The sequence below is a fragment of the Streptomyces sp. CNZ287 genome (assembly GCF_007827615.1).
Window position 1 is genome coordinate 215812 of the sequence record NZ_VISV01000009.1, and the last position, 23959, is coordinate 239770.

17 protein-coding genes are annotated in these 23959 nt (G+C 75.4%); 12 read left to right on the plus strand and 5 right to left on the minus strand.

What is annotated here, in order from left to right; translation table 11 throughout:
* Positions 1-238: 238 nt before the first annotated feature.
* The 3 genes from FB457_RS18525 to FB457_RS36250 form a co-directional block, all read right to left on the minus strand.
* On the minus strand, positions 239-3421 hold the full coding sequence (locus tag FB457_RS18525) for an AfsR/SARP family transcriptional regulator (RefSeq protein ID WP_486589065.1): 3183 nt from the start codon (positions 3419-3421) through the stop codon (positions 239-241).
* A gap of 268 nt (positions 3422-3689) precedes the next feature.
* Positions 3690-4286: a TetR/AcrR family transcriptional regulator gene (locus tag FB457_RS18530; protein WP_047019164.1), complete on the minus strand. Its 597-nt coding sequence runs from the start codon at positions 4284-4286 to the stop codon at positions 3690-3692.
* Positions 4287-4305: 19 nt separating this feature from the next.
* Positions 4306-4437, minus strand: coding sequence for a hypothetical protein (locus tag FB457_RS36250; RefSeq protein WP_276314984.1), 132 nt, complete (start codon positions 4435-4437; stop codon positions 4306-4308).
* 188 nt (positions 4438-4625) lie between these two features.
* Here FB457_RS36250 and FB457_RS18535 point away from each other — a divergent pair, with 188 nt between their 5' ends.
* The gene (locus tag FB457_RS18535) at positions 4626-5750 is read left to right on the plus strand and encodes a M24 family metallopeptidase (protein ID WP_145782450.1); all 1125 of its coding nucleotides are present in this window, start codon (positions 4626-4628) and stop codon (positions 5748-5750) included.
* Between the two features lie 31 nt (positions 5751-5781).
* On the opposite strand, the gene FB457_RS18540 is transcribed toward FB457_RS18535, so the two are convergent.
* Positions 5782-6540 (minus strand): DUF427 domain-containing protein, encoded by a 759-nt coding sequence (locus FB457_RS18540; RefSeq protein WP_145782451.1) that lies wholly within the window; start codon positions 6538-6540, stop codon positions 5782-5784.
* A 367-nt stretch (positions 6541-6907) separates the two neighbouring features.
* Here FB457_RS18540 and FB457_RS18545 point away from each other — a divergent pair, with 367 nt between their 5' ends.
* The 7 genes from FB457_RS18545 to FB457_RS18575 all read left to right on the plus strand — a co-directional run bounded on the left by FB457_RS18545 (position 6908) and on the right by FB457_RS18575 (position 14700).
* Complete coding sequence (locus tag FB457_RS18545) at positions 6908-8449, plus strand: glycoside hydrolase family 3 N-terminal domain-containing protein (protein WP_145782452.1); 1542 nt, start codon at positions 6908-6910, stop codon at positions 8447-8449.
* 39 nt (positions 8450-8488) lie between these two features.
* The gene (locus FB457_RS18550; RefSeq protein ID WP_347614274.1) at positions 8489-9595 is read left to right on the plus strand and encodes a phytanoyl-CoA dioxygenase family protein; all 1107 of its coding nucleotides are present in this window, start codon (positions 8489-8491) and stop codon (positions 9593-9595) included.
* Positions 9577-10890, plus strand: a complete 1314-nt coding sequence (locus tag FB457_RS18555; protein WP_145782453.1) for a DUF6271 family protein — start codon at positions 9577-9579, stop codon at positions 10888-10890. The genes FB457_RS18550 and FB457_RS18555 overlap by 19 nt, the downstream gene beginning before the upstream one ends.
* A gap of 59 nt (positions 10891-10949) precedes the next feature.
* A complete protein-coding gene (locus FB457_RS18560; protein WP_486589066.1) occupies positions 10950-12116 on the plus strand; it encodes a type III PLP-dependent enzyme in 1167 nt (388 codons plus the stop codon).
* Positions 12079-12606, plus strand: a complete 528-nt coding sequence (locus FB457_RS18565) for a GNAT family N-acetyltransferase (RefSeq protein ID WP_047019170.1) — start codon at positions 12079-12081, stop codon at positions 12604-12606. Before FB457_RS18560 ends, FB457_RS18565 begins: the two co-directional genes overlap by 38 nt.
* 2 nt (positions 12607-12608) lie before the next feature.
* On the plus strand, positions 12609-13763 hold the full coding sequence (locus FB457_RS18570; protein WP_145782496.1) for an MFS transporter: 1155 nt from the start codon (positions 12609-12611) through the stop codon (positions 13761-13763).
* 61 nt (positions 13764-13824) lie between these two features.
* Entirely contained in the window at positions 13825-14700 is an 876-nt protein-coding gene (locus FB457_RS18575) for a 4'-phosphopantetheinyl transferase family protein (RefSeq protein WP_052770564.1), read from the plus strand.
* A gap of 26 nt (positions 14701-14726) precedes the next feature.
* Here FB457_RS18575 and FB457_RS18580 read toward each other — a convergent pair whose 3' ends face one another.
* Positions 14727-15233, minus strand: coding sequence for a DUF4188 domain-containing protein (locus FB457_RS18580; RefSeq protein WP_347614279.1), 507 nt, complete (start codon positions 15231-15233; stop codon positions 14727-14729).
* A 474-nt stretch (positions 15234-15707) separates the two neighbouring features.
* On the opposite strand from FB457_RS18580, the gene FB457_RS18585 reads away from it, so the two are divergent.
* From FB457_RS18585 to FB457_RS18600, 4 genes are all read left to right on the plus strand, one after another.
* Positions 15708-16349: an HAD-IA family hydrolase gene (locus tag FB457_RS18585; protein ID WP_253911520.1), complete on the plus strand. Its 642-nt coding sequence runs from the start codon at positions 15708-15710 to the stop codon at positions 16347-16349.
* Between the two features lie 89 nt (positions 16350-16438).
* Positions 16439-17992, plus strand: a complete 1554-nt coding sequence (locus FB457_RS18590; RefSeq protein WP_047019173.1) for an acyltransferase domain-containing protein — start codon at positions 16439-16441, stop codon at positions 17990-17992.
* Positions 17985-23009: an SDR family NAD(P)-dependent oxidoreductase gene (locus FB457_RS18595; RefSeq protein ID WP_145782456.1), complete on the plus strand. Its 5025-nt coding sequence runs from the start codon at positions 17985-17987 to the stop codon at positions 23007-23009. The genes FB457_RS18590 and FB457_RS18595 overlap by 8 nt, the downstream gene beginning before the upstream one ends.
* The gene (locus FB457_RS18600; RefSeq protein ID WP_145782457.1) at positions 23006-23935 is read left to right on the plus strand and encodes a 3-oxoacyl-[acyl-carrier-protein] synthase III C-terminal domain-containing protein; all 930 of its coding nucleotides are present in this window, start codon (positions 23006-23008) and stop codon (positions 23933-23935) included. The genes FB457_RS18595 and FB457_RS18600 overlap by 4 nt, the downstream gene beginning before the upstream one ends.
* Positions 23936-23959: the final 24 nt, after the last annotated feature.

Here is a 23959-nt window from a genome sequence, read left to right on the forward strand (position 1 = left end):
CGCGGTAGAAAATGGGGGCCCTCGCGCGGAGGATCACGCAATGAAGTCTTCCAATCCAGAACCCTCAAGGAGAAGTGCGTCTTGAGCCCCATATTCCGGCTGACCGCCTGCGCCGTATTTGCAGTCGCATTCATTGCAGGTGCCGACCAGTGGATGTACGAGGCGCCCACCGCCGCCGGCGTACACGCGACTGTCTGACGCAGCGTCAGCACCCCCGGAGGCCGGCTCTCTGGCTTACTCAGGAGCCGGTCATTCCATGCTCCCGGAGCAGCCGCGCCACCCTGTCCGCGTCCGAGTCCGCCTCCCGCGCGCGGTAGAGCGCCATCGCCAGTTCCGCGCACCGCCTCATCTCGCCCGCATCACTCGCCGCCAGCGCCACCCTTGCCAGCCCCTCCAGCGCGTGCGCGCTGCCGAGAGGGATGCCGGCCTCGTCGGCGATCCGGTGGCCCAGTTCGTAGGTCTCGCGCGCGGCCGTGAGCTTGCCGGACCGCCGGTGTACGTCGGCCATCCCGACCAGCGCCCGCTGCCGTTCGTACGCGTTCCCGATCGTCGCGGCCAGCCGCGCGGCCATGCCGAAGTGCAGCACCGCCTCGCTGCGCCGGCCGCACTCCGCGTACAAGTTGCCCAGGCTCGTCAGCGCGTGGACCTCGCCCAGGGCGTCACCCGCCGCCCGGTGGCTCTGCAGCGCCTGGTGGAAGGAGGCCAGCGCTTCCGTGGTGTGGCCGGTCGCGTGGTGCACGATGCCCAGGTTGGTGGAGAGGATGGCCAGGTCACCGCGCTCACCGCACCGCCGCATCAGGGCCAGCGACTGCTCGTAGCAGGCGCGGGCGGCGTCATAGTCGCCCTCGCCGCGCCGAAGCTCCCCCATGTTGTTCAACGCCATGGCCTCCCCGTAGAGATCGCCGATCTCGCGGCGCAGGGCCAGCGTCGCGTGTGCGGTCTCCACCGCCTCGCGGTGCCGCCCGGCGTACCGGAGCGCGAGTCCCCGGACGTTCAGGCACTGGGCCTCGCCGTGGCGGTCGCCGTCCTTCGCGTACAGGCTCAGCGCCTCGTTCAGCACGCGCAGGGTCGCCTCGCTGTCCCCGGCCGTGACATGGGCCCTGGCCACCTGCAACAGCGCGTCGGCGCACCCGAGTGCGTCCCCTCCCCGGCGGAACTCCGCCAGCGCCTCGCGGGCGTTGCGCAGGGCCCCCTCCGGGTTCTCTTTGGCCAGCCGCGCCGCCCGGTCCACCAGGGTGCGGGCCAGGGCGGCGGTGTCGCCGTGCGTGCGCAGGACGGCGAGGGCCGCGTCGTAGAGGGCCGCCGCGGGCTCCCGGGCGCCCCAGCGCTCCAGGGACGGGGCGAGTACGTGTGGAAAGAGGGCCGCCGTCGTCGGGGACGCGGTGGCGGCGTGGGTCGCGGTGGCCAGGAGGTTGGCCCGTTCCACCGACAGCCAGACGGACGCCACGTCGGCGTCCGCGAACTGCGGTGCGTACGGGGAGACCAGGCCCGGCGGCAGCGGCAGGATGCGGTGGTGCGGGTGGGCGAGGCGGGTCGCGCGGTGGGCCGCGGTCAGGTAATGGGCGGCGAGGCGGTCGAACGCCGCCTGCCGCGCGGCCGGTTGCAGGTCGTGCTGGCCGGCCTGGAGGCCGAAGGCGCGGGTGAGGTCGTGGAGGCGGTAGCGGTCGCGGACGGGCTCGTCCAGCAGGTTGCAGTCCTGCAGTTCGTCGATGCTGCGCCGCGGCCCCGCAGGAGGCACGTCCGGCGCGGCGCCCACGAGCGCCAGCACCGCGGTCGGCGGCAGGTCGGGACCGGGGGCCAGGGCCAGGGCGCAGAGCATCTCCCGGGCCGGGGCGTTGAGTTCCTCGTACGACAGCCGGAACGCGGCGGCCACCGCGGGGTCCAGCTCGTCGAGGGGGTCGGCGGCCTGGCTGAGCCGGTCGAGGAGGTGCGGGAGGTCCCAGGAGCCGCGGTGCCGGAAGCGGCCCGCGAGGAGTCGCAGCGCGAGCGGGTTGCAGCCGCAGGCGGACACGACCCCGGCCAGCGTCGCGCCGTCACCGGGTAGCCGGGCCGCGCCGACGACCCGCGTGAACAACTCCGCCGCCTCCGCCGCCGACGGCACCTCCAGGTGCAGTTCCTCGGCGCCGTCCAGCCGCAGCCGGTTGCGGCTGGTGACGATCGCCCGGCAGGCGGGCGAGGCGGGCAGCAGCGGCTCGACCTGCGCGGCGTCGCGGGCGTTGTCGAGGACCAGGAGCAGCCGCCGGCGCGCCGTCCACTCCCGCCACGCGCTCGCGCGCTCGTCCAGCGTGTCCGGCAGCTTCGGCGCCCCGCACGTCTGCAGCAGCACGGCGAGCGCCTCGGCCGGACCGTAGGGCTGCTGCCCGCTGAACCCGCGCAGGTCGAGGAAGAGCTGCCCGTCGGGGTACGCGTGGCCGAGCCCGTACGCGACGTGGACGGCCAGACTGGTCTTGCCGACGCCGGGCATCCCCTCGATCACGGTGAGCGGTAACGCCCGTTTCTCCCTCCCGCCGTCCGCGGCCCTCGCTCCGCTGCCCGTGCGCGCGTCGGTGAGGAGCAGGCTCAACTCGCTCGTCCGGCCGGTGAAGTCGTGGGTGTCGCGCGGCAGGTTGGTACGGGGCGCGGGCGTCACCGCCGCGTCGACCGGGGTGCCGGCGGCGGGCGTGGGCGCGGCGAGCAGCTCGCGGTCCTGCTCCAGGATGCGCCGGTGCAGCTCGCGCAGTTCCGCCGCAGGCGCCATGCCCTGCTCCTCGTCGAGCCTGCGGTGCGTGGTGCGGTAGAGGTCGAGGGCCTCGGCGTGCCGGCCGCACCGGTACAGCGCCAGCATCAGGGAGGCGACGAGCCGCTGGGCGAGCGGGTTCTCCGCCACCAGTTCCCGTAACTCCCCGATCAGATCCGAGTGCCGGCCCGCCTCCAGCTCCAGCCGGATCCGCTGCTCCCGCACCCGGCGCAGGTCCTCCAGCAACCGGGCGCGGGTGGCGGTCGCCCACGTCCCCGGGAACTCGGCCAGCGGCTCGCCCCGCCAGAGCGACTCCGCCGTGCGCAGCAGCCCGACCGCCCGCCGCCGCTCGCCCTGCGCGACGGCCGTCGCGGTCTGGGTCCGTAACTCCTCGAACCGCAGCAGGTCGACGCTCCCCGGCCGGACCCGCAGCCGGTAGACGCCGGGCGAGGGCCGCTCCAGTTCGATCGCGTCCCGGTACGGCTTCAGCCTGCTGCGCAGCCGCGAGAGCAGGCTGTGCAGGGTGCCCTGCGCGCTCGGCGGCGGAGAGCCGTCCCAGACGCGCTCCGTCAGTGCCTCTGCGGTGACCGACCGCCCGCGCGCGTGCACCAGTACGGCCAGGACACAGCGTTCCTTGACCGAACCGAGGTCGCGGCGCTGCTCGCCCTGCCAGAGTTCCAGCGGTCCCAGAGCCCGTAGTTCCACCCGTCGCTCCACCATCGACCCGCGGGGCCTTCGCCCCGCGGTCGGATCCCCTCCGTGGCGGCGGCGCCCCGCCCGCACGCCGGGGACACCACACCATCGCCACGCCGGTACGGATACACCAGGGGAGCGGGACGGGGCGCACGGATGCGTGCGCCGGGCGCGCAAAGGACATCCCGCAGGCGAGCGCAGGATTGCCGCAGGCCCCCGCACGCCCGCCCCGCCGTGCCGGGCGCCTGCGGCGCGGAAGCGGTCGGTGCCGGGTGGGTGTTCAGGTGGCGATGCCCGACAGCAGCAGGTCCACCGTGCCCTCCAGGAAGGTCTCGTCCAGTGGTTCGCGGGTCAGCAGCAGGCGGGTGTGGAGCGGGCCCGTCAGGGCCTCGAAGGCCAGGCGGCGGTCGACGCCCGGGCGGAGTTCGCCGCGGGCCTCGGCGCGGTCGAGGACCGTCGCGCCGACCGCGAACCGCGTGGTCCAGAACTGGTCGCGGGCCGCCTCGTACTCCGCGAGGTCCTCCTGCACCGCCATGCGCAGCAGCAGGCCGCCCAGCGGGGTGCGGACGAAGGCGGCGGTGTCGTGGAGGAGGGCGAGGAGGTCGGTGCGGAGGGCGCCGGTGTCGGGGGTGGGGAGGTCGGTGCGGGTGCGGTCGAGGACCGCGTCGAGGGCGAGGGCGGACTTGGTGCCCCAGCGGCGGTAGATCGACGTCTCGTGGACGCCGGCGCGCTGGGCGACCTCGGCGATCGACAGCGCGTCGGCGCCGCGCTCCAGGACGACGTCGACCGTCGCCTGCAGCACGGCGGCGCGGACGCGGGCGCTGCGGCCGCCCGTTCTGCGGGCGGCGGTGGCGGGCTGGCGGCTGCTTTCCGGCATCCCGCCAACGTAGCGCAGGTCAGTGCGGCGCCGGCCGGTCGGCGCGGTGGCGGGGGAGGGCGGCGACGAGCGCCGCGGTCGCGGCGGTGAGCGCCATGCCGCCGGCGGCGAACACGGTGAACAGCGTCCAGAAGTCAGGGGTGAGAACCATCGGGGTGCCTCCAGCCAGTTAACGCAGTAGGTCTTGCTTTAAGGTACGACCCGGGCGGTCCCTAATGCAAGTTGACTTGCGTTACGTGCATCACGGTGGTGCGGGGAGTACGTTCATGGCAGCCGGCCCACCCCGCCGACCAGCCCTGAAGAGCCCAGAAGAGCCCAGAAGAGCCCCGAGGAGCCCGTATGACCGGCGACTTCGCCCCGTTCACCGCCGACGACTACCGCGCCCGCATGCGGCACGCCGCCCGCGCCGCCGCCGGCGCCGGGCTCGCCGGGCTGCTCGTCGCCCCCGGCCCCGACCTCCTCTGGCTCACCGGCTACGCGCCGCCCGCCGCCACCGAGCGGCTCACCCTGCTCGTGCTGGCGCCCGGGGCGGATCCGGTGCTGGTGGTGCCGAAGCTGGAGGCCGGCGACGCCGCCAAGGCGGCCGGCGGACCGGCGTTCGCCCTGTGCGACTGGACCGACGGCACCAGCCCGTACGCCGTGACCGCGCCGCTGCTCGACCCCCGCGGCCGGTACGCCGTCAGCGACGACGCCTGGGCCCTGCACCTGCTCGGGCTCCAGCGCGAACTGCCCGACTCCGCCTACGTCGCCGTCTCCGACGGGCTGCCGATGCTGCGCGCCGTCAAGGACGACGCCGAGCTGGCGCGGCTGGCCGCGGCCGGCGCCGCCGCGGACGCCGCGTACGAGGAGATCAGGAAGGCGCGCTTCGCCGGCCGCAAGGAGTCCGACGTCGCCGTGGAACTGGCCGCGCTGCTGCGCCGGTTCGGCCACTCCCAGGTCGACTTCACCGTCGTCGGATCGGGCCCCAACGGCGCCGACCCGCACCACGAGGCCGGCGAACGGGTCATCCGCGACGGCGACATGGTCGTCCTCGACTTCGGCGGCCTCGTCCACGGCTACGGCTCCGACACCACCCGCACCGTGCACGTCGGCGAACCCACCGCAGAGGAGCGGGAGATCCACGACGTCGTCCGCGCGGCGCAGGAGGCCGGTTTCCGGGCCGTCCGTCCCGGCGCCGCCTGCCAGGACGTCGACCGGGCGGCGCGCCGGGTCATCGACGACGCCGGCTACGGCGAGTACTTCATCCACCGCACCGGGCACGGCATCGGCACCACCACCCACGAGCCGCCGTACATGATCGAGGGCGAGGAGCAGCCGCTGGTGCCCGGCATGTGCTTCTCCGTAGAACCCGGCATCTACCTGCCGGGCCGCTTCGGCGTGCGCATCGAGGACATCGTGACCGTCACGGAGACCGGCGGGCGGCGGCTCAACGACACCGCCCGCGAGATGGCGATCGTGTCGTAGACGCCGGTCCCCAGCAGGTCCCGGCGAGACCTCAGCCGGTACGGCCGCCGCGGCGCCGGCGCGTCCGCGGCAGCCGGCGCAGCCCGTTCTCCAGCAGCGCGAACGCGTGCTCCGCGGCCGCCACCGCGCCCGGATAGCGGTCGTCCGCGGACTCCCCCCCGTCCACCACGACGTCCGCCACCGAGTCGTAGAACGCCACGTACCCCGCCAGCGGCGCGGCCTCGGGCAGCGGATCCTCGTACGACCACGCCACGTCCGCGCGCTCCGGTGTCCCCTCGCCGCGGTACGTCCGGTAGGACGCGTAGCCCTTGTACGGGCACCCCGTGCGCGTCGCCGTGGGCTCGAAGAGCTCCAGCCGCACGTCCTCGGGCGGCAGGTAGAACTGCGCCGGCAGCCCGGTCTCGAAGACCGCCAGCGGCCGGCGCGACTCCGCGACCACCTGCCCGTCGATCGCGACCCGTACGTGCCGCGTGCTGCGCACCGCGTCCACCCGGTGATACGGGTCCTGCGGGCCCACCAGCCGCTCCTCGTCCTCCTCGTACCAGTGGTCGAGCGCCGACCACCGCACCGACACGTAGTCCGCCAGGTCGGGGTCCCCGTCGTACGTCCGCAACGCGTCCGGCACGAGGTCGGTGCGGACGTCGCGGCGCGGGAAGGCGTAGGTCACGTACGGCCTGCCCGCCTCCCGCACCAGCAGCGCGGCCCCGCTGTCGACCACGACCGCGCCGCCGAGGCTGCCGCGCACCCGCCGCTCGCTCGGCTCCCAGGTCCTGGTGTCGAAGGTCAGCATCTTCCTGCCTCCCGGCGGTCAAGATCTGTCAAAGGCTGTCAGCGTCAACACCCGCGGAGGACCGGGGCTTCCCGCCCGGGAGCGCGCCCACGTACCGCCCCGCCGGAGCGTGGTCCCCAGGCCACCCGCAGGCCGGCCCCCGGCCGCCCACCGTTGCGGAGCAGGGTATTCCGCCTTCGCCCGGATCGCGGACTTCCTTGACACTCCCGATTGGTATAGGCCAGTATCCGGCATTGGTCTGTACCAAGTCTTTCCTCGCCACGTCAGTCCCTTCCCATCCGCCTTCCACACCACTCGCACCCGTCGCGCGGACGGCCCCGCAGTCCGCCGCGGCCGCCGTCCCGCCCCTGCTCCCGCGGAGGTCTCCATGGCAGCCAACAACCCCGAACTCGCCCGGCTTGCCAACTCGGTTCTCCAGCCGGGGTTCGTGGGCACGACCGCGCCCGACTGGCTGCGCCGCAGAATCGGCGAGGGCCTGGCGTCCGTGGTCCTCTTCGGCCGCAACATCGTCCACCCCGAGCAGGTGGCCGCCCTCACCGCCGAGCTGCGCGCCGAGAACCCGGACCTGATCATCGCCATCGACGAGGAGGCCGGCGACGTCACCAGGATCGAGGCCGGCACCGGCGCCACCCGCCCCGGCAACCTTGCCCTCGGCGCCGTCGACGACGTCGAGCTGACCGAGCAGGTCGCGTACGACATCGGCCGCCAACTGCACGCCATGGGCGTCTCGCTCAACTACGCCCCCTCCGCCGACGTCAACTCCAACCCCAAGAACCCCGTCATCGGCGTCCGCTCCTTCGGCGCCCGCACCGACCTCGTCTGCCGGCACACCGCCGCCTGGATCCGCGGGCTGCAGTCCGCCGGCGTCGCCGCCTGCGCCAAGCACTTCCCCGGCCACGGCGACACCAGCGTCGACTCCCACCACGGCCTGCCGCACGTCGCCGACGACGCCCGCGAGATCGCCCGCACCGCGCTACCGCCGTTCACCGCCGCCATGGAGGCGGGCGTACGCACCGTCATGACGGCGCACATGCTCATCCCCGCCTACGACGACACCCTCCCCGCCACCCTCAGCCCCCGCATCATCCGCGACCTGCTCCGCGACGAACTCGGCTTCACCGGCCTCGTCGTCACCGACGGCATCGAGATGGGCGCCGTCTCCGACCTGTACGGCATCGACGGCGCCACCGTCCGCGCGCTCGCCGGCGGCGTCGACGCCGTGTGCGTCGGCGGCGAGAACGCCGAGGAGTCCGTCACCACCGGCCTGACCGACGCCATCGTCGCCGCCATGCGCGACGGCAGCCTGCCCGGGGAGCGGCTCGCGGAAGCCGCCGCCCGGGTGCACGAGTTCGCCGCCTGGTCCGCCGCGCTGACCCGCGGCGTCCCCGCCGGCGACCCCCGCGGCGGTGACGGGGCCGACCACCAGATCGGCCTCGTCGCCGCCCGCCGCGCCGTCCGGGTCCACCACGACCCGGCGGGCCCGGCCCGCTTCCCGCTCGCCGGCGATCCGCACGTCGTCGAGTTCTCACCCGTCACCAGCCTCGCCATCGACGGCCGTACGCCCTGGGGCGTTGCGGATCCGCTGCGCGCCCTGCGCCCCGGCACCACGTCGGTGCGCCTCGGCGAGTCCGAGCTGACCGGCGCCGCCGGCGGTGCCGCGGAGGTGCTCGACGGCCGGGCGCTGCGCCCGGCCGACGGCCGCGAGCTGGTCGTCGTCGTCCGCGACGCCGCCCGCCACCCGTGGATGTGGCAGGCCCTGGCCGACCTGCTGCGGCGGCGGCCCGACGCGCTCGTCGTCGAGATGGGGCTGCCCGCCGAGGACCGGCTCGGCGCCGTGCACCTGTCGACCCACGGGGCCACGCGCGTCTCCGGCATCGCCGCGGCCGAGGTCCTCACCGGCGCGGTGTGACGGCAGCACGCAACGAGTTCCACTTCTGGAGGACGTTCCATGCCCGACCCCGGCCCGTACCTGTACCGTGCCGCTTCCGACATCCCGTACTTCAGCGCCGACGGCGAGTCCTACCTCGCCCGCACCCCGTTACGCGACATCCGCAAGTCCCGGCCGCTGCGCGTGCTCTCCGACGAGGACTACGCCCACTGGCAGACCTACGGCTACGTCGTGGTGAGGGAAGCGATACCCGCCGAAGCCGCCGCCCTGCTGCTCGACTTCGCCTGGGACTTCCAGGGCCTGGACCCCGACCGCCCCGAGACCTGGTACGAGGACCGCGAGTTCCGCTCCGACCTCGACCGCGACCTGCACGTCTACGGCTTCGTCGAGGCGTACCAGCACCAGTTGATCTGGGACAGCCGCCAGACCCGCCGCGTCTACGACGCCTTCGCCGACGTCTGGGACTGCGACGAGCTGTGGGTGACGCTCGACCGGCTGAACCTCAACCCGCCCAACGTCGGCAACCGCAGCCGCACCCTCATCGAGCCCACCGACACCGGCTTCGACATCGAGCTGCACTGGGACGTCGACACCACCCTCGCCGTCCTCCCGCAGCGCGTGCAGGGCATCATCGCGCTCAACGACACCCGCCCCGACCACGGCGGCTTCCAGTGCGCGCCCGAGCTCTTCCGCGACTTCGAGAAGTGGAAGCTCGCCCAGCCCGCCGGCCGCGACCCGATCCGGCCGGACACCGACCCCGCCGAGTTCCCGGTCGTACGCCCCGAACTTGCCGCCGGCGACCTGCTCATCTGGAACGGGCTGCTGGCCCACGGCGTCGCCGCGAATGCCTCGGAGAGCGGCGTACGCGCCGTGCAGTACCTCGCGATGATGCCCGCCCTGGAGGAGCACGAGCGGCTGCGCCGCTCGCGCGTCGAGTCCTGGCGCACCCTGAGCACCCCCGACTGGAACGCCACCCTGCTCGGCGACTCCCGGCGGCACGAGTCCGAGCGGTACGGACCGGCCGCGCTGACCGGGCTAGGCCGCAAGCTCCTCGGGCTCGACTCCTGGCGCGCCCCCGCGACGGACGCCGCGCCCGGCGGGACCGAAGAGGGCCGGGCCGGGGCGGAGCCGGAGCGGACGGGGGAGCCGTGGCACGCATCTGCCTGACGCTGCCGACGAACCGCGCCTGCGCGGCCACCATCGCCGCCGTCCACGAGGAAGCCGTCCACGCCGCCGCCCACTTCGGGGCCGAGGTGCACTTCCTGATCCTCGACTCCGCCGCCGACCGCGACCGCGCGGGCCACGCCGCCGCGGTCGCCGGGCTGCCGCGCGTGCCCGGGGTCGTCGTGCACCACTTCGGCGAGGCCGAGCAGCGCACGTTCCTCACCGCCGTGCTCCGCCGTGCCCGGGTCGCGGGCGCCGGGAAGCTGCTGCGCCTGCTGCTGCCCGACGCCGTCTCGTACGGCGCCTGCACCGACCGCGCGTTCCTCCTCGCCGCCGCCCTCGGCTGCGGCTCGGTGCACCGCCGGGACTCCGACAGCCGCTACCAGACCGCCGGCGGCCGGCCCGTCTTCCCCGTCCACCACGAACTCGCCACCCTCGGCCTGCCCGCCGCGGAAGCCGCCCGGCGGGTCGATGCAGACGCGCTGAACCCGCTCCACGCCCCCAAGCCCGTCTCGCTCGTCGGCGCCTCCTTCGTCGGCGAGATGTCCGTCGACATCGCTGAGATCCACGACCTCGATCCCGCCGTCTACCACGACGTCGTCAGCCTCTGGGCGCCGCCGCACTGGCCGGAGGAGCGCAAGCGGGCGCTGGTCGAGGAGTCCTTCAAGGGCGCGGGCACCGAGGCGTTCGGCGGCGACCACGCCGTCCTCGGCGCCGTCGACCCGATGCGCGTCGACATGTGCAACGTCGCCTTCCACCGCGGCGTGTACGAGGCCGTACCGCTGCCGCCCGCCACCGACACGATCGGCAGCGACTACTTCCTCCTCCACCTCGTCCACGACGCCACCCTGCCCGGCGTCCTCCACAACCGGCACATCGTCAACTACCACACCGACGAGCGGAAGACCGGCGCCGGCTTCACGGCCTACCAGATGCGATTCGCCAAGTTCCTGCTGTCGATGCGCTACTTCAACGTCGTCTACGACGAACTCGCCGCCGCCGGCGCCGCGCTCCTCGACGACCGGCACCGCCTGCGCGCCGCCGCCGTCGGTGAACTGGTCGCGCGCAGCTCCCGGCTCGACCGCGACGAGAACGTCATGCGGCTGACCGCCCTGGAGATCGCGTACCGCAAACTCGGCGGCACATACGCGGAGTTCGCCGGCGTGCTGGCGGCCCGCGCCTCCGGCCTGCCGGCGGAGGCCGCCCGCGACATGGCCGACTTCGCGCTGCTCATCGCCGCGTGGGAGCCGCTGGTGCGGGCGAGCAGGGCGACGGACGTGCCGGGGGCCGGCCGGTGACCGCGGCCGTACGGTCCCCGCGGCCGGCCCCGCCGGCCCCGCCCGTGACGACCGCAGCCGTGACCGCACGGCTGCGCGCCGCCCTCGCCGCCGCGGACGACGACCGGATCATCTACGACCTGCCCGGCATCGAGGAGCGCTACGACGAGCTGCGGCGCCGGCTGCCCGGCGTCGACGTCAGGTTCGCGATGAAGGCATGCCCCGTCGACGAGGTGCTGGCCCGGCTCGCGGAGAAGGGCGCCGGGTTCGACGCCGCGAGTCCCGGCGAAGTGGCGCAGGCGCTCGGCGCCGGTGCGCCCGCGGCCCGTATCCACTACGGCAACACCGTCAAGTCCGACCGCGGCATCCTCGCCGCGCACCGCCTCGGCGTCCGCGACTTCGCCACCGACAGCCCCGAGGACGTGCTGGCCATCGCCGCACTCGCGCCCGGCGCGCGGGTGTTCTGCCGGCTGGCCACCACCGGCGAGGGCGCGCTGTGGGGGCTCAGCCGGAAGTTCGGCTGCACGCCGGACGAGGCGGTGCGGGTGCTCGCCGGGGCGCGGGCCGCAGGGCTCACCCCGGCCGGGCTCTCCGTGCACGTCGGCTCGCAGCAGATGACGGCCGCGGCATGGCGCCGCGCCTTCGACACCTTCGCGGACGTACTCGCGGCCCTGGCCCGGCGCGGTATCCACCCCGACCACGTCAACCTCGGCGGCGGCCTGCCCGCGCTCGGCTACCGCGACCTGCGCGGCCGGCCGCTGGTGCCGGAGCTGGACGAGACGTTCGCGGCGATCCGCGGGGGCATGGCGCGGCTGCGCGCCGCGGCCCGCGACCCGCTGCGCTTCGTCGTCGAACCGGGCCGGCACCTGGTCGCCGACCACGGCGCGATCCGGGCGCACGTCGCACGGCTCTCCTCGCGCCGGCACCCGGACGGCGGGCGGGACTACTGGCTCTTCCTGAGCTGCGGCAGGTTCAACGGCCTGTACGAGGTCGACCGGTTGCACTACCCGCTGGTGTTCCCCTCCCACGGCGCCGCCGCGGAGCTGGTGCCGGCGGTCGTCGCCGGACCCACGTGCGACAGCGACGACGTCGTGGCGGAGGGCCGCGTACCGGTGCAGGTGCCCAGGGCGGCCGCGTCCGGGGATCCGGTGTGGATCCTCTCCAGCGGCGCGTACGCCGTCAGTTACATGACCCGGGGGTTCAACGGCTATGGCCCGCTACCGCACACCTGCCTGCGCGCCGGCTGACGTGCGCATCCGGCACATCGCCGCCCACGACTGGGGCGCCATCGCCGCGCTGGAGGACCGCGCGTACGCCGACCGGGCGCTCGCCGAGGGCCGCGCGGCCCTGGAGTTCCGCGGCCGGGCCTCGCCCGGCACCTGCTTCGTGCTGGACGCCGACGGCGCGCCCGGGGGCTACCTGCTGGCGCTGCCGTACCCGGCGTTCCGCTGCCCCGAACTGCGCGGCGCGGAGGAGTCCCGGCACGCGACCGACAACCTGCACCTGCACGACATCGTCGTGGCCGAGCACCTGCGCGGCGCCGGGCTCGCGGGACGCCTGCTCGCCCGGCTCACCGCCACCGCCCGCGCCCGGCGGTTCCGCCGGATCTCCCTCGTCGCCGTCGCCGGCACCGCGTCGTTCTGGACCCGCCGCGGCTACCGCCCGCACTACGACGTGGCACCCCCGGCCGGCTACGGCCCGTGGGCGGTCTACATGTCCAGGGAGGCGGGCCGGTGACGATGCCGCGGATACACGACGACTTCCGCCGCGCCCAGGTGGCCATCGCGGCGCTCTTCTGCTTCCTGGGCTTCCACTACGTCACCTGGGTGTCCCGGCTGCCGCGGGTCAAGGACGAGCTGGCCCTGACGGCGACCGAGCTGGGGCTGCTGCTCATGGCCTGCGGCGCGGGCGCGGCGGCGTCCTTCCCGCTGGTCGCCCACCTCATGAAGGCGATGGGCGCCAAACGGCTCGCGTTCGCGTCCGCCGGCGCCCTGCTGCTGTTCCTGCCCGCGTTCGCCGCGGCGCCCACCTACCCCGTCGCGCTGGTCCTCGTCGCGGCCGACGGCGTCGCCGTCGGCTGTCTGAACGTGGCGATGAACGCGCAGGGCGCCGCACTGGAGGAGATCCACGAGCGCACCGCGATGGCGAAGATGCACGCCACCTTCAGCGCCGGTTCGCTGGCCGCCGCGCTGCTGGCGTCCGCCGTGCAGACCGCGACCGACGCGATGGCCGCACACTTCGCGGTGGCCGCGGTGCTGCTCCTGGCGCTCCTCGCCGTCGCCCGCACCGGGCTGCCCGCCGGGAATGGCTTCCGGCAGCCGGAGAAGGGGCGCCGCAGGTGGCGGCTGCCGTCGCGCGTCACGCTCTGGATGGGGTGCGCGATGGCCTTCGGCACCGTCACCGAGGGCGCCATGAACGACTGGTCGACGCTCTACCTGGAGGACGTCGCCGACGCGGCGCCCGAGATCGCGCCGCTGGGCATCGCGGTGGTCTCCGTGATGATGGTCGTCGCCCGCCTCTTCGCCGACGGCTGGCGCACCCGCTGGGGCGACGGACCCGTGGTCACGCTCGGCAGCGTGCTGGCGGGCACGGGCCTCGCCGTCGCGGTGCTCGCGGGCGGGGTGGTGCCGGCGCTCCTCGGGTTCGCGTGCGTCGGTCTCGGCGTCGCGGCCGTGACGCCGTGCGTGTACGTCGCGGCGGCCCGGGAGGGCCCCGACGCGCTGTCCCTGGTGGCGTCGATGGGCACCACGGGGCTGCTGGGCGGGCCCGCGGCGATCGGCTTCATCGCGGGCGCGGCCGGGCTGGCGTGGGGCATGGGCGCCGTCGCCGCGTCCGCGCTGCTCGTATCGGTGTGTACGACGCAGATACGCTGGCCCGCGCTGAGCAACGCCTGACGCTCGCGGGCGCGAACGGGGCGGCGTGGAGAGGCTGTTCGAAACGGGGGTGGGACGGGCGATGGCGGAGCACGGGCGAGGCCGACGGCCGGAGCGGGACGGGAGCGTAGCCGGGGAAGCGGCCGGGGCGGCCGCGGTCGAGAGCGGCGCCGAGGTTGCCGGAGGCGGGTTCCCGGACGGCCGCGGGGCGGCGGTGCGGGTCGCGGACGCGCCCGGCGGTGCCCTCGCGGGCGTACGGGTCACGCCCGGCGCCGCCGCGCCGCCGGGGCTGCCCGCGGGCGCGCGGGTCTGGGCGTTCGACGCCGGGCCCGGCGCCGAACCTGACCTGTCGGCGCTCGACGACGCCGAGCGGCGGCGGCACGCGAGCTTCCTGCGCCGGGCCGACCGGATCCGCTACGGCGTCGCCCACGCCGAACTGCGCCGGCTGCTGGGCGAGCTGACCGGCACCGCGCCCGCGGCGCTCCGCTTCGGCCGGCGCGCCTGCCCCCGGTGCGGCGGCCCGCACGGCCGGCCGGTGCTCGAACGGCCCGCGGACGGCCCGGAGTTCTCCCTCTCGCACGGCGGCGGGCTGGTGCTCGTCGCCGTCGCGACCGGCCGGGTGGGCGTCGACGTGGAGCCGGTCAGGGCCGCGCCGCCCGAGCGGAGCCTGGTGGAGCGGCTGCACCCGGCGGAGCGCGCGGTGGTCCTGACGGCGCCCGAGGCGCTGCGCTCCGCCGCGTTCACGCGGCTGTGGACGCGCAAGGAGGCGTACCTGAAGGGGCTCGGCGTGGGCCTCGGCCGCGCCCTCGACGCGGACGACGTCTCCACCGCCGTGCCGGGCTGGCACCTGGTCGATCTGGCGCCGGGGAACGGCCACGCGGGGGCGGTGGCCGTGGAGTCCGCGAGCGTCGCGGACACCGCCGGGGAATTGCACGAACCCGGCGCCGCATTACCCTGATCCGGTGCCGCCCGCCGCCTTCCGGCTCATTCCGGTTCGGCTCTGCGGCCCGGTTCCGCGCCGAAAGCGGCGCCGAGTCCGAATTCCGGCATGTTGATATAGCGGGCCTCATAGGAACCCGGCCGCACGTGGTACAGCTCGTGCCAGATGCCGACGTCCCCGTCGCTGCCCACGGCGCGGTTGAACCACTTCCAGTACGACCTGTGCCGGTGTTCCCGCGATTTCGAGAAATCCTCGATGTGCTCCGCCGACCGCCAGTACTGGACGACCGTGATCGTGCGTCCCCTGCGGCTCATTCTGCTGCCGAGCAGCCCGAGTTCCGGATCCTCGCCGAGTTCCACCAGCAGCTTCGGCATCGCGGTGAACGCCGGCCACCATTTGTGCACCTTCCAGAGGTAATTGATCCGCATTCCCACCAGGAAGAGGACGAATCCGTGGCCGGTGTCGACATTCACCCTGCCCTGCTCTATCCGCGCCATGCCGTCCGGGTCCTTTCCGGGGTTCCTCGCGCTCGCCGAGCCGGTCCCTGTCATCGTAGAGCGTCCTCCGCGTCGGCGACATCGCCTGTACAGGCGGTAGTTGAGGTGCATAAAAGGGCAACATACGCTGTCGCCTCCCAAGTGGGGACATGTCCGGCAAATATTTTGCGAGAAAAGAATGGTTCAGACCAACGGATTGCATGTACGATGACGCTCGCTCGAACGCAGAACCGAACGTGCGATGACCCTCCGGTCACCACCCGACTACTGTTCGTCACGCTCTGAACACGGCACCACATAACCCTCGCTGCACGGCCTGAAGTTCACCTTGCACCGAACGGACAGGTACTTATGTGGAAGGCGGCACGCGTGGAGATTCCGGTGGACTCCGCGCATCAGCCGGGACGAATCGGCAACGAACTCGACGAAGGCGCAATACCCGTGCCCGCGCGGGCGGGCAACGTTACCGGCAAGTTGTTCACGGAAAGCCCCAAGGCGGGTGCGAGCAGGACGCATTCACTGCTGAATGTGGGATTCCGCAACGTCGGCGACCCCGGCGGACCGCGCTCGCTCGACGTACACGCCCTGCTGTTCGACATGGACGGCACACTGGTGGAATCCGCGGCCGCAATGGACCGCCACACCCGCATGTGGGCGAGGCGCCATTCCCTCGACCCCGAGAAGGTCATCCGCGCCTCGCACGGGCGCCGCGACATCGACGTCATCCGCGAACTGGCCCCGCACGCCGACCCGTACGCCGAACTGGCCTGGTTCGACCACCTGTCCTGCACCGACGCCGCCGGCGTCCGCGCCGCACCCGGCGCCCCGCGGCTGCTCGCCGCCCTGCCCCCGCGCCGCTGGGGGCTGGTGACCTCCGCGACCCGGAGCGTCGCCCGCAGCCGGATGGCGGCGGCCGGACTGCCGCTGCCGGACGTCCTGGTCTGCGCCGAGGACGTCGCCGCGGGCAAGCCCAGCCCCGAGGGGTATCTGACCGCCGCGGCCCTCGTCGGCGCGCCCCCGTCGTCCTGCCTCGTGATCGAGGACGCCGACGTCGGCCTGCGCGCCGCCCGGGCCGCGGGCATGCCCGCGCTCGCGGTCGCGGGACCGCCGGGCCCCGTCCACGGCCACCGGATCGCGGGCCTCGGCGCCCTCTGCGTCACCGCCGACTGACCCACCACCCAGCCGTACGCGCCGTCCCCCGTGCCGACGGGGCCGCGGTCGCGGCTGCCGTTCTCACGCCACGCGAAGGGGAGGCGGAGATGGATCTCAGAACCGCACTGCTGCTGCCGGGCCAGGGCGCCTACCGGCCCGGCGCGTTCGCCGGGCCGGTGAGCGCCCCGGTCGCCGAGCTGCTGGCCGTCGTCGACACCGTCGCCGCCGAGTTCGGCCACGACCCGATCTCGCCGCTGCTCACCGACGCCGATGCAGCGGACGGCCGCCGGCTCGCCGAGACCGACCCGTTCGCGCTCCAGCTCGCGATCTACGCCGCGGCGCTCGTGTACGCCCGCGAGGTTGACCTGCGCGCGCCCGCCGACGTCGTACTCGGCCACAGCATGGGCGAGATGGCCGCCGCCGCCCACGCCGGCTGCTTCACCGCCGCGGACGGCGCCCGCATCGCCGCCCACCGCGCCCGCGCCCTGGAGCACGGCGCGGCCGGCACCGGCGGCATGCTCGCGCTCACCCTGCCGGCCCGCCGCGCCACCGCGCTGCTCGCCGCCGCGGAGCTGCCGGGCGCCCGGCTCGCCGTCGTCAACGCGCCGCGGCACGTCGTCGTCTCGGGCCCGGGGGACGCCCTAGGCCGCCTCGCGGCGCTCGCCGACGTCCTCGGCGTACGGGTCGTCCGGCTCACCGCGCCCTACCCGTTCCACAACCCGCTGCTGGCCACCGCCCAGGCCGAGTTCGCGGCGGCGATCGAGGGCATCCCCGAGCGCCCGGCGCAGCGCCGCCTGTACTCGCCGGCCCTCGGCGGGCTCGTCGAGGACGACACCGACGTCAAGGCGTCGCTGATCGCCGCGGTGACCCGGCCCGTCGACTTCCTCGCCGCACTGCGCGAGTTGCAGACGTACGGGCTGGAGTCGGTGGTGGAGTGCGGCCGCGCGGGCCTCGGGGAACTGGTGCGGCAGGCGGTGGGCTGCGGGACGCAGACCGCGGACCGGTGGCTCGCGACAGGAACGGCGGAGGGCTCGGCGGCACCGGTCGCCACACCGACGGCATCTCCGGTGCCCGACCCCGGTGCGGGGGCGCCGGTCCCGGCGCCTGTGGCGTGGGAGGTGCCCGCGGCGGCGATACCGGTCGCGGAGCCCGCCCCCGTTCCCGTACCCGCAACGGCGCCCGCGGCACCGGATTCCGCGGCGGCCGGGCCTGCGGCGCGCGTCCCCGGTTCCGCACCCGGACGTGTGACGGAGTCCGCCGCGTCCGGCCGGGCGGCGGGCCCGGCCATCCCTTCCGCACCCCCGACCGCGGCTGTGCCACCCCCTGCCGCGGCCGGGCCCGGCCCTCTGCCCGCACCTTCACCCGCGGGGCCCGCGGCAGGCGGTGGCGTGCTGGCCGCACTTCAGCAGGTCTACGCCGACCGGCTCGGGTACCCCGTGGAGGCCATGGACCCGGACGCCGACCTCGAAGGCGACCTCGGCATCGACTCGCTCAAGCGCATGGAGGTGCTGAGCACGCTGATCGACCGCTTCGGCCTGCACCACGTGGCCGACGACACCCGCTTCGCCCTCCAGTCCACCCTCGGCGATCTCGCCCGCCTCATCGACGAGACCGGCCGCACCACAGGACCGGCCGCCGCCGCCCTACGGGCCGATGGCTGACGGCACCGGGGGCGGCGCTCCCCGCCCGCCGCGCTACCGCGTCGAGGCCGCCGCCGCCGACCGCGCCGCCGCCGAGGCCGCGGCGGCCGAGCTGCGGGCGCGCGGCCTGGACGCCGCCGTACGCACCGCAGGGTCGCTGCCGTCGCTCACGGCCGGTGCCCCCGCCGGCCCCGGCGCGATCGTCGCCGTCGGCATGGGCCTGGCGGTGCCCGGCGCCTGCTCGCCCGACGAGCTGTGGGACCTGCTGCGCGACCGCGTACCGCAGTTCAGCGAGCCCGGGGGCCGCATGGACATCGACACGCTGTGGTCCGCGGACCCGGCCGCGCCGGACAAGACGTACACCCGCACCTCCGGCTTCATCCACGACCTGCGCCCCCACCCCCGGCTGCGCGCCGAACTCGCCGCCGGCCGCGCCCCGCAGCGCGAGCCGAGCGGCCTGTGGCTGCGGCACAGCGTCCTCCAGGCGCTCGACGGGGTGCGTCTCGACGCCGGTACGCGCACCTTCGCCGCCGTCGGCATGACCGCGGACGGCGGCCACGCCGCCGAGCACAGCCTCCTGCGGCACGGCACCCGGCTGCTGGCCGGGCCGGCGGCCGCGGACCCGGAACCGCTGGCCGCGCTCTACCCGGCAGGATCGCCCGACCTCGCCGGCACCGCGCCGTACCGCGTCGTGCGCGACGCGCTGGCCGGCATCGCGGACCCGGTGGAGACCGTCGTCGTCGACACGGCCTGCTCCTCGTCCCTCTACAGCTTCGACTTCGGCATGCGCGCGCTGCGCGAGGGCCGCGCGGACGTCGCGCTCTGCGGCGGCGCGTACTCCGTCAACGCCCAGACCATGGTGCTGTTCGCGAAGCTCGACGGGCTGGCCAGGGGCGGCCTCGTGCGGTCACTGGACCGCGGCGCGGACGGGGTGCTCTTCTCGGACGGCGCCGCGGTCGTGGCGCTCAAGACGTACGCGCGGGCCCTCGCGGACGGCGATCCCGTCCTCGGGTTCGTCCGCGGCTTCGGCGGCTCGTCCGACGGGCGCGGCAAGGCGGTGTACGCGCCGAACCCCGCCGGGCAGCGGATCGCCCTCGAACGGGCCTGGTCGGCGGCCGGCGTCGGCCCGGAGGACGTCGACTGGATCGTCGCCCACGCGACCGGCACCGCCGCGGGCGACCGGGCGGAGCTGCGGGCGCTGGCCGCCGCGGCACCCGGCAGGCGGTGGACGCTGACGTCGAACAAGTCGCTGATCGGCCACACCGGTTGGGCGGCGGGCGCGGTCAACGTCATCCACGCGCTGCTCGCGCTCCGCCACGAGGCGATCCCCGCGCAGCACCTCTACACCGGACCGGTCGCGGGCGACGTCACCGTTCCCGTACGCACCCTGCCGTGGCGGCCGTCGCCGGACGGCCGGGCCCGTACGGCGGGGGTCTCGGCGATGGGGTTCGGGGGCACGAACGCGCACGTCGTCGTCAGCGACCGCCCGGGCCCGGCCGCCCCCGCCCCCGCGGCCGCGGACCCGGCGCCGGTCGTGGTGGTGGCGACGACGGCCCTGGAGCCGCCGTCGCCGGGCCCGGTCTTCGGCGCGTCGTTCCCGGCGCCTGCGCCGCTCGACGTGCGGCTGCCGCCCGCGGTGCTGGAGCGGCTGGACCGCAGCCAGCTCATGGCGCTGCGGTGCGCGCTGGACCTGCGGTCCGGGTGGGAGGAACCGGAACTCCTCGCCCGTACGGGGGTGTTCGTCGGCCACAGCGGTCAGGTGCGGCAGGCGCTGGCGTGCACGATGCGGGCGTACCTGGACGACATCGAGGCGCGGGCGGAGGGGGACGTGTCCGCGCTGACCGCGGGCGTACGGGCGCTGGCGCCCGAGAGCAACAGCGACTCCCTGCCGGGGCTGATGCCCAACATCATCGCCTCCCGCGTGGCCCAGCTCCTCGACCTGCACGGCCCGAACATGACCCTGGACGCCGGCCCCGACTCCTCCCACGCGGCCCTGGCGGCGGCCTGCCGCCACCTCGCGGCGGGCGACCTGTCCGCGGCGGTGGTGATCGGCACGCTGGCGGCGGCGGAACTGGTGACCCCGCCTGCGGGCATGACCACGACGGAGACGGCCGCGGCGGCGGTCCTCATGCGCCGGGAGGAGGCGGAGGCGCGGGGCCTGCGGGTGATGGGGGAGCTGCGGGTCCCGCCGCCCGCGGGGGCGGGAGCGGACACGGCCGCGGTGACAGACCGGCCGGGTGTTCCTCGCGGTGCGGTCGAGGGGGCGGCCCCGGACGCGGCGGACGCCGCGCCGTACTTCCACGCCGCCGAAGGGCTCGTCGCCCTGCACCGCGCCGTACGCGCGAACGACGCGGCGGCGGAGCTGACCCCGGTCGCGCCCGGCACCCCCGCGCTCACCTACGTACCGGAGTCGCCCGCGGCCCCGGAACGCCTCGGCGATCTGCGCCCGTACGTCCTGCGCCTGAAGCGCATGGACCGCACCGCGGTACGTCCCGCACTGCCCGCGCTCCCGCCCGGCACCCTGGTGCTGACGAACGCCCCGGAGGCGCCGGCAGGTCTCGCACTGCCGCCGGGCTGCGTCGTCGCGGCGCCGCGCGCGGCCCAGGCGGGGCGGGCACCGGACGTGCACGTACTCGACGCCCCGGAGGATCTGGCCGGCATCCTCACGGACCGCGACCTCCGCCACGTGCGCGTCCTCTTCGACACGAGGCACCCCCCGGCCGCCCCGGGGCTCGCGGTGCCCGTGGACCACGGCACCCGCGGTCCGTCCGGCGCGGTCCCCGACGTGTGCGCCTCCGGTACCGCCCGGCCCGCGGGCTCGCCGGACGCCCTCCCCACGGCCTCGCTCGAACTGCAGGAACTTGCCTTCGCCGCCGCGCACCTCCTCGCCGAACCCCTCGGCGACCGCGGGTCCTTCGCCGTGCTCGTCCTCGACCCCGGCGATCCCTCGCCCGGCCCCGCCACCGGGCTCTTCACCGGGCTCGTGCGGGCGCTCGGCGCCGATCTGCCCGGCGGGCTCGTCTACGGCGTCGTCACCGACGCCCCGGATCTGCCCGCCGGGCTCGGCCTGCTGAGCCGGGAGTCCGCCGTCGAGCGGCATCTCGGCGTCGCCCACCACCGCCGCGGCGTACGGGCCGAAGCCGTGCTCGCGCCCGCCGGGGACCGGCCCGCCGCGCCCCGGCTGCCGCGGGCGCCCGTCGTCGTCGCCACCGGCGGCGGCCGGGGCATCACCGCGGAACTCGTGGACCAGCTCGCCGGGCTCTCCCGGCCCGCCGCGATCTGGCTGCTCGGCTCCGGACCCTCCCCCGGCCCCGCGGACGCCGCGGAACCCCCCGCCGACCGGCCCGCCGCGCTGCGGCGGTTGATGGCCGAGCACCCCGGCGCCAAGCTCGCCGACCTGAACCACCGCCACAACCGCGCGCTGCAAGCCGCCGAGCGCGGCCGCACCCTCCGCCGGCTCGCCGCCCGCTACGGCGCCGACCGCGTGCACTACCGGCAGTGCGACGTGCTCGACCCCGGCGCGCTGCGGGAAGTGGCCGCCGAGATCGCCGCGGCCGGGGGCGCCGACGTCGTCGTGCACGGCGCCGGCGTCGAGCGGGCCACGGCGCTGCGGCGCAAGACGCCCGCGGAGTTCCGGGCCGTACGGGACGTGAAGGTGCGCGGCTGGCTCCACCTCCGCGCCGCCTTCGCCGCCCACGACCCCGCGCTGTGGCTGGCGATCAGCTCGGTCACCACCGTCGTGGCCCGGCCAGGCGAGGCCGACTACATCTCCGCCAACGAGTTCCTCACCCACGCCGCCGCCCACGCCCGCGCCACCACGGGCGCCGACGTGCACGCCCTGGTCTCCGGCCTGTGGACCGAGAGCGGGATGGTGACGCACACCCAGGTCCAGGACGCGTACCTCGCCCGCGAGGACAACTTCACCCACCTCGACGACGCCCTCGGCCGCCGCTACTTCCGCACCGAACTGCTCCACCGCAGAAGCGACCCCCGCACCTCCGTGTGGCTCGGGGAGACCGAATGGCGCATGCTCACCGCCGCCGCGCCGGAGCTGCGCGCCGCCGGCGCGCGGCCACCGGCCCCCGCCGGGGCCTTCGTCCGCGGGCCCGGCGCGCCCGCCGAGGGCGGCGGCACGGCCTGGGAGGTACGCCTCGGGCTGGACGGCCACGGGTACGTGCGCGACCACCGCGTGGACGAACGGCCCACCCTGCCCGGGACGTTCCTCATGGAGATCGCCGCCGAGGCCGCCGCCGCGGTCGGTGCCGGGCGGACCGTGGCCATCGTGGACGCGGTGTTCGCGCGGTTCGTGCGTGCGGCGGAGGAGCAGTGGCCGCGGCGGCTGCTGGTCACCGCGCGGGCGGAGACGCCCGGCCGCGTCCTGGTGGTCGTCGCCGGCCCGCCCCGGGGGCCCATCCCGGCGCAGGAGTACAGCCGGATGACGGTCCTCCTCGACGGCCCGTACGGTGCCCGGCCCGCCCCCGAGCCCGCCGCGGCCGGACTCGTCCCCGCCCGTGACGCCTACGCGCTCGCCGGTTCCCCGGTCCTGCTCCGCGGCATGTTCGACTCGCTCCGCGAACTGCGCACGGGCCCCGCCGGCGGCTCCGCGCGGCTGCACCTGCCGTCCCCCGGGCACCTCGGCCCGCTACGGGACTTCCTCCTCCCCGCGCTGGCCATGGACAGCCTCCTCCGGGCCACCGCCGCCACCCCCGCCCTCACCTCCGCCGAGGACGCCGCCGGCGCGCCGGCCCCCGTGCCCGTCCGCATCGGCCGGTTCGACCTCTTCGCCCCCGGTAACGACGCCGTGCTCGCCGAGGCCCCCGCCCCGGTCGGCCTCCGCCACCGCACCGCCGCCGACGGCACGGTGGCCCGCTGCGAGGCGGTCGGCGACGGGGGCCGGGTGCTCTTCGCGTTCACCGGCCTCGCGACCCGCGACAAACGGGCTACGGCAACGCTCGCCACCCGCCCCGCGGAGCCGCGGCGGGACCCCGGCCGCCCGCCGTCCCCGTCCCGTACCGCCGCCGGAAGGAGCCCCCGATGACCGCCCTGTACGACGTGGCCGCCCACGTCGCACCCGTGTCCGTGCCCATCGCCGACCTCGCCCCCCGCCTCGGCGTCGGCGACCGCGACCTCGCTCTGTTCCACCGCTACTTCGGCCTCCGCGACGTCCGCATGGCGCCCGGCGCGGGGCTGCGCGAGATGACGGTGGCCGCCGCCCGCGAGCTGACCGCGCTCGCGGGCAACGAGCACCGCGTGTCGTACGTCGTCAGCGCCCGCACCATCCCCATCGGCTCCCGCGCCTCGCAGAACCCCGTGCACGACGCCGCCGACGCACTCGGCCTCGGGCACGCCGCCGTCTTCACCCTCACCCAGCAGGCGTGCTCCTCGGGACTCGCCGCCGTGGACCTCGCCGGGCGGCTCCTCGCCGAGGACGGCGACCCCGACGCGCTGGCGCTCGTCGTCGCGGGGGAGAAGGCCGACTGGCCCACCGCGCAGCTCATCCCGGGCACCACCGTGATGGGCGAGTCATCGGCCGCCTGCCTAGTGGCGGCGGGCGGCGGCGGGGACGTGCTGCGCAGCTACGTCGCCCGTACCTTCGGCGAATACCACGACGTGAAGCTCCCGCCGCCGCGCGGCGAGGAGTTCGAGCGGCGCTACGCGGAGCGGCTGACGACCGTGATCCGCGAGGCGGTGGCCGCGGCCGGGATCCGGCTGGAGGACCTGGCATGGATCCTGCCGCACAACGTCAACCGCATCTCCTGGGCCAAGGCCGCCCAACTGCTGGACTTCCCGCGCTCGCGCATCTGCCTGGACAACGTCGCCGCGCTCGGGCACTGCTTCGGCGCCGACTCCTTCCTCAACTACGTGACCCTGCGCGACGCCGGCCGGCTCCGCAGGGGCGACTGCTACCTGATGGCCGCGGTGGGGCTCGGCGCCACCTTCGCGGCCGCGGTGTTCCGTCACTGACGGCGGGCCGCACACGAGGACGCC

Excerpts from the sequence above, each read along its gene's own strand:
- FB457_RS18535 (WP_145782450.1), top strand. The coding sequence starts at position 4,626 with ATGACCGGCGACTTCGCCCCGTTCACCGCCGACGACTACCGCGCCCGC.
- FB457_RS18590 (WP_047019173.1), top strand. The coding sequence starts at position 16,439 with ATGGATCTCAGAACCGCACTGCTGCTGCCGGGCCAGGGCGCCTACCGG.
- FB457_RS18565 (WP_047019170.1), top strand. The coding sequence starts at position 12,079 with ATGGCCCGCTACCGCACACCTGCCTGCGCGCCGGCTGACGTGCGCATC.
- FB457_RS18600 (WP_145782457.1), top strand. The coding sequence starts at position 23,006 with ATGACCGCCCTGTACGACGTGGCCGCCCACGTCGCACCCGTGTCCGTG.
- FB457_RS18550 (WP_347614274.1), top strand. The coding sequence starts at position 8,489 with ATGCCCGACCCCGGCCCGTACCTGTACCGTGCCGCTTCCGACATCCCG.
- FB457_RS18530 (WP_047019164.1), bottom strand. The coding sequence starts at position 4,286 with ATGCCGGAAAGCAGCCGCCAGCCCGCCACCGCCGCCCGCAGAACGGGC.
- FB457_RS18545 (WP_145782452.1), top strand. The coding sequence starts at position 6,908 with ATGGCAGCCAACAACCCCGAACTCGCCCGGCTTGCCAACTCGGTTCTC.
- FB457_RS18595 (WP_145782456.1), top strand. The coding sequence starts at position 17,985 with ATGGCTGACGGCACCGGGGGCGGCGCTCCCCGCCCGCCGCGCTACCGC.
- FB457_RS18580 (WP_347614279.1), bottom strand. The coding sequence starts at position 15,233 with ATGACAGGGACCGGCTCGGCGAGCGCGAGGAACCCCGGAAAGGACCCG.
- FB457_RS18575 (WP_052770564.1), top strand. The coding sequence starts at position 13,825 with ATGGCGGAGCACGGGCGAGGCCGACGGCCGGAGCGGGACGGGAGCGTA.
- FB457_RS36250 (WP_276314984.1), bottom strand. The coding sequence starts at position 4,437 with ATGGTTCTCACCCCTGACTTCTGGACGCTGTTCACCGTGTTCGCCGCC.
- FB457_RS18540 (WP_145782451.1), bottom strand. The coding sequence starts at position 6,540 with ATGCTGACCTTCGACACCAGGACCTGGGAGCCGAGCGAGCGGCGGGTG.
- FB457_RS18570 (WP_145782496.1), top strand. The coding sequence starts at position 12,609 with ATGCCGCGGATACACGACGACTTCCGCCGCGCCCAGGTGGCCATCGCG.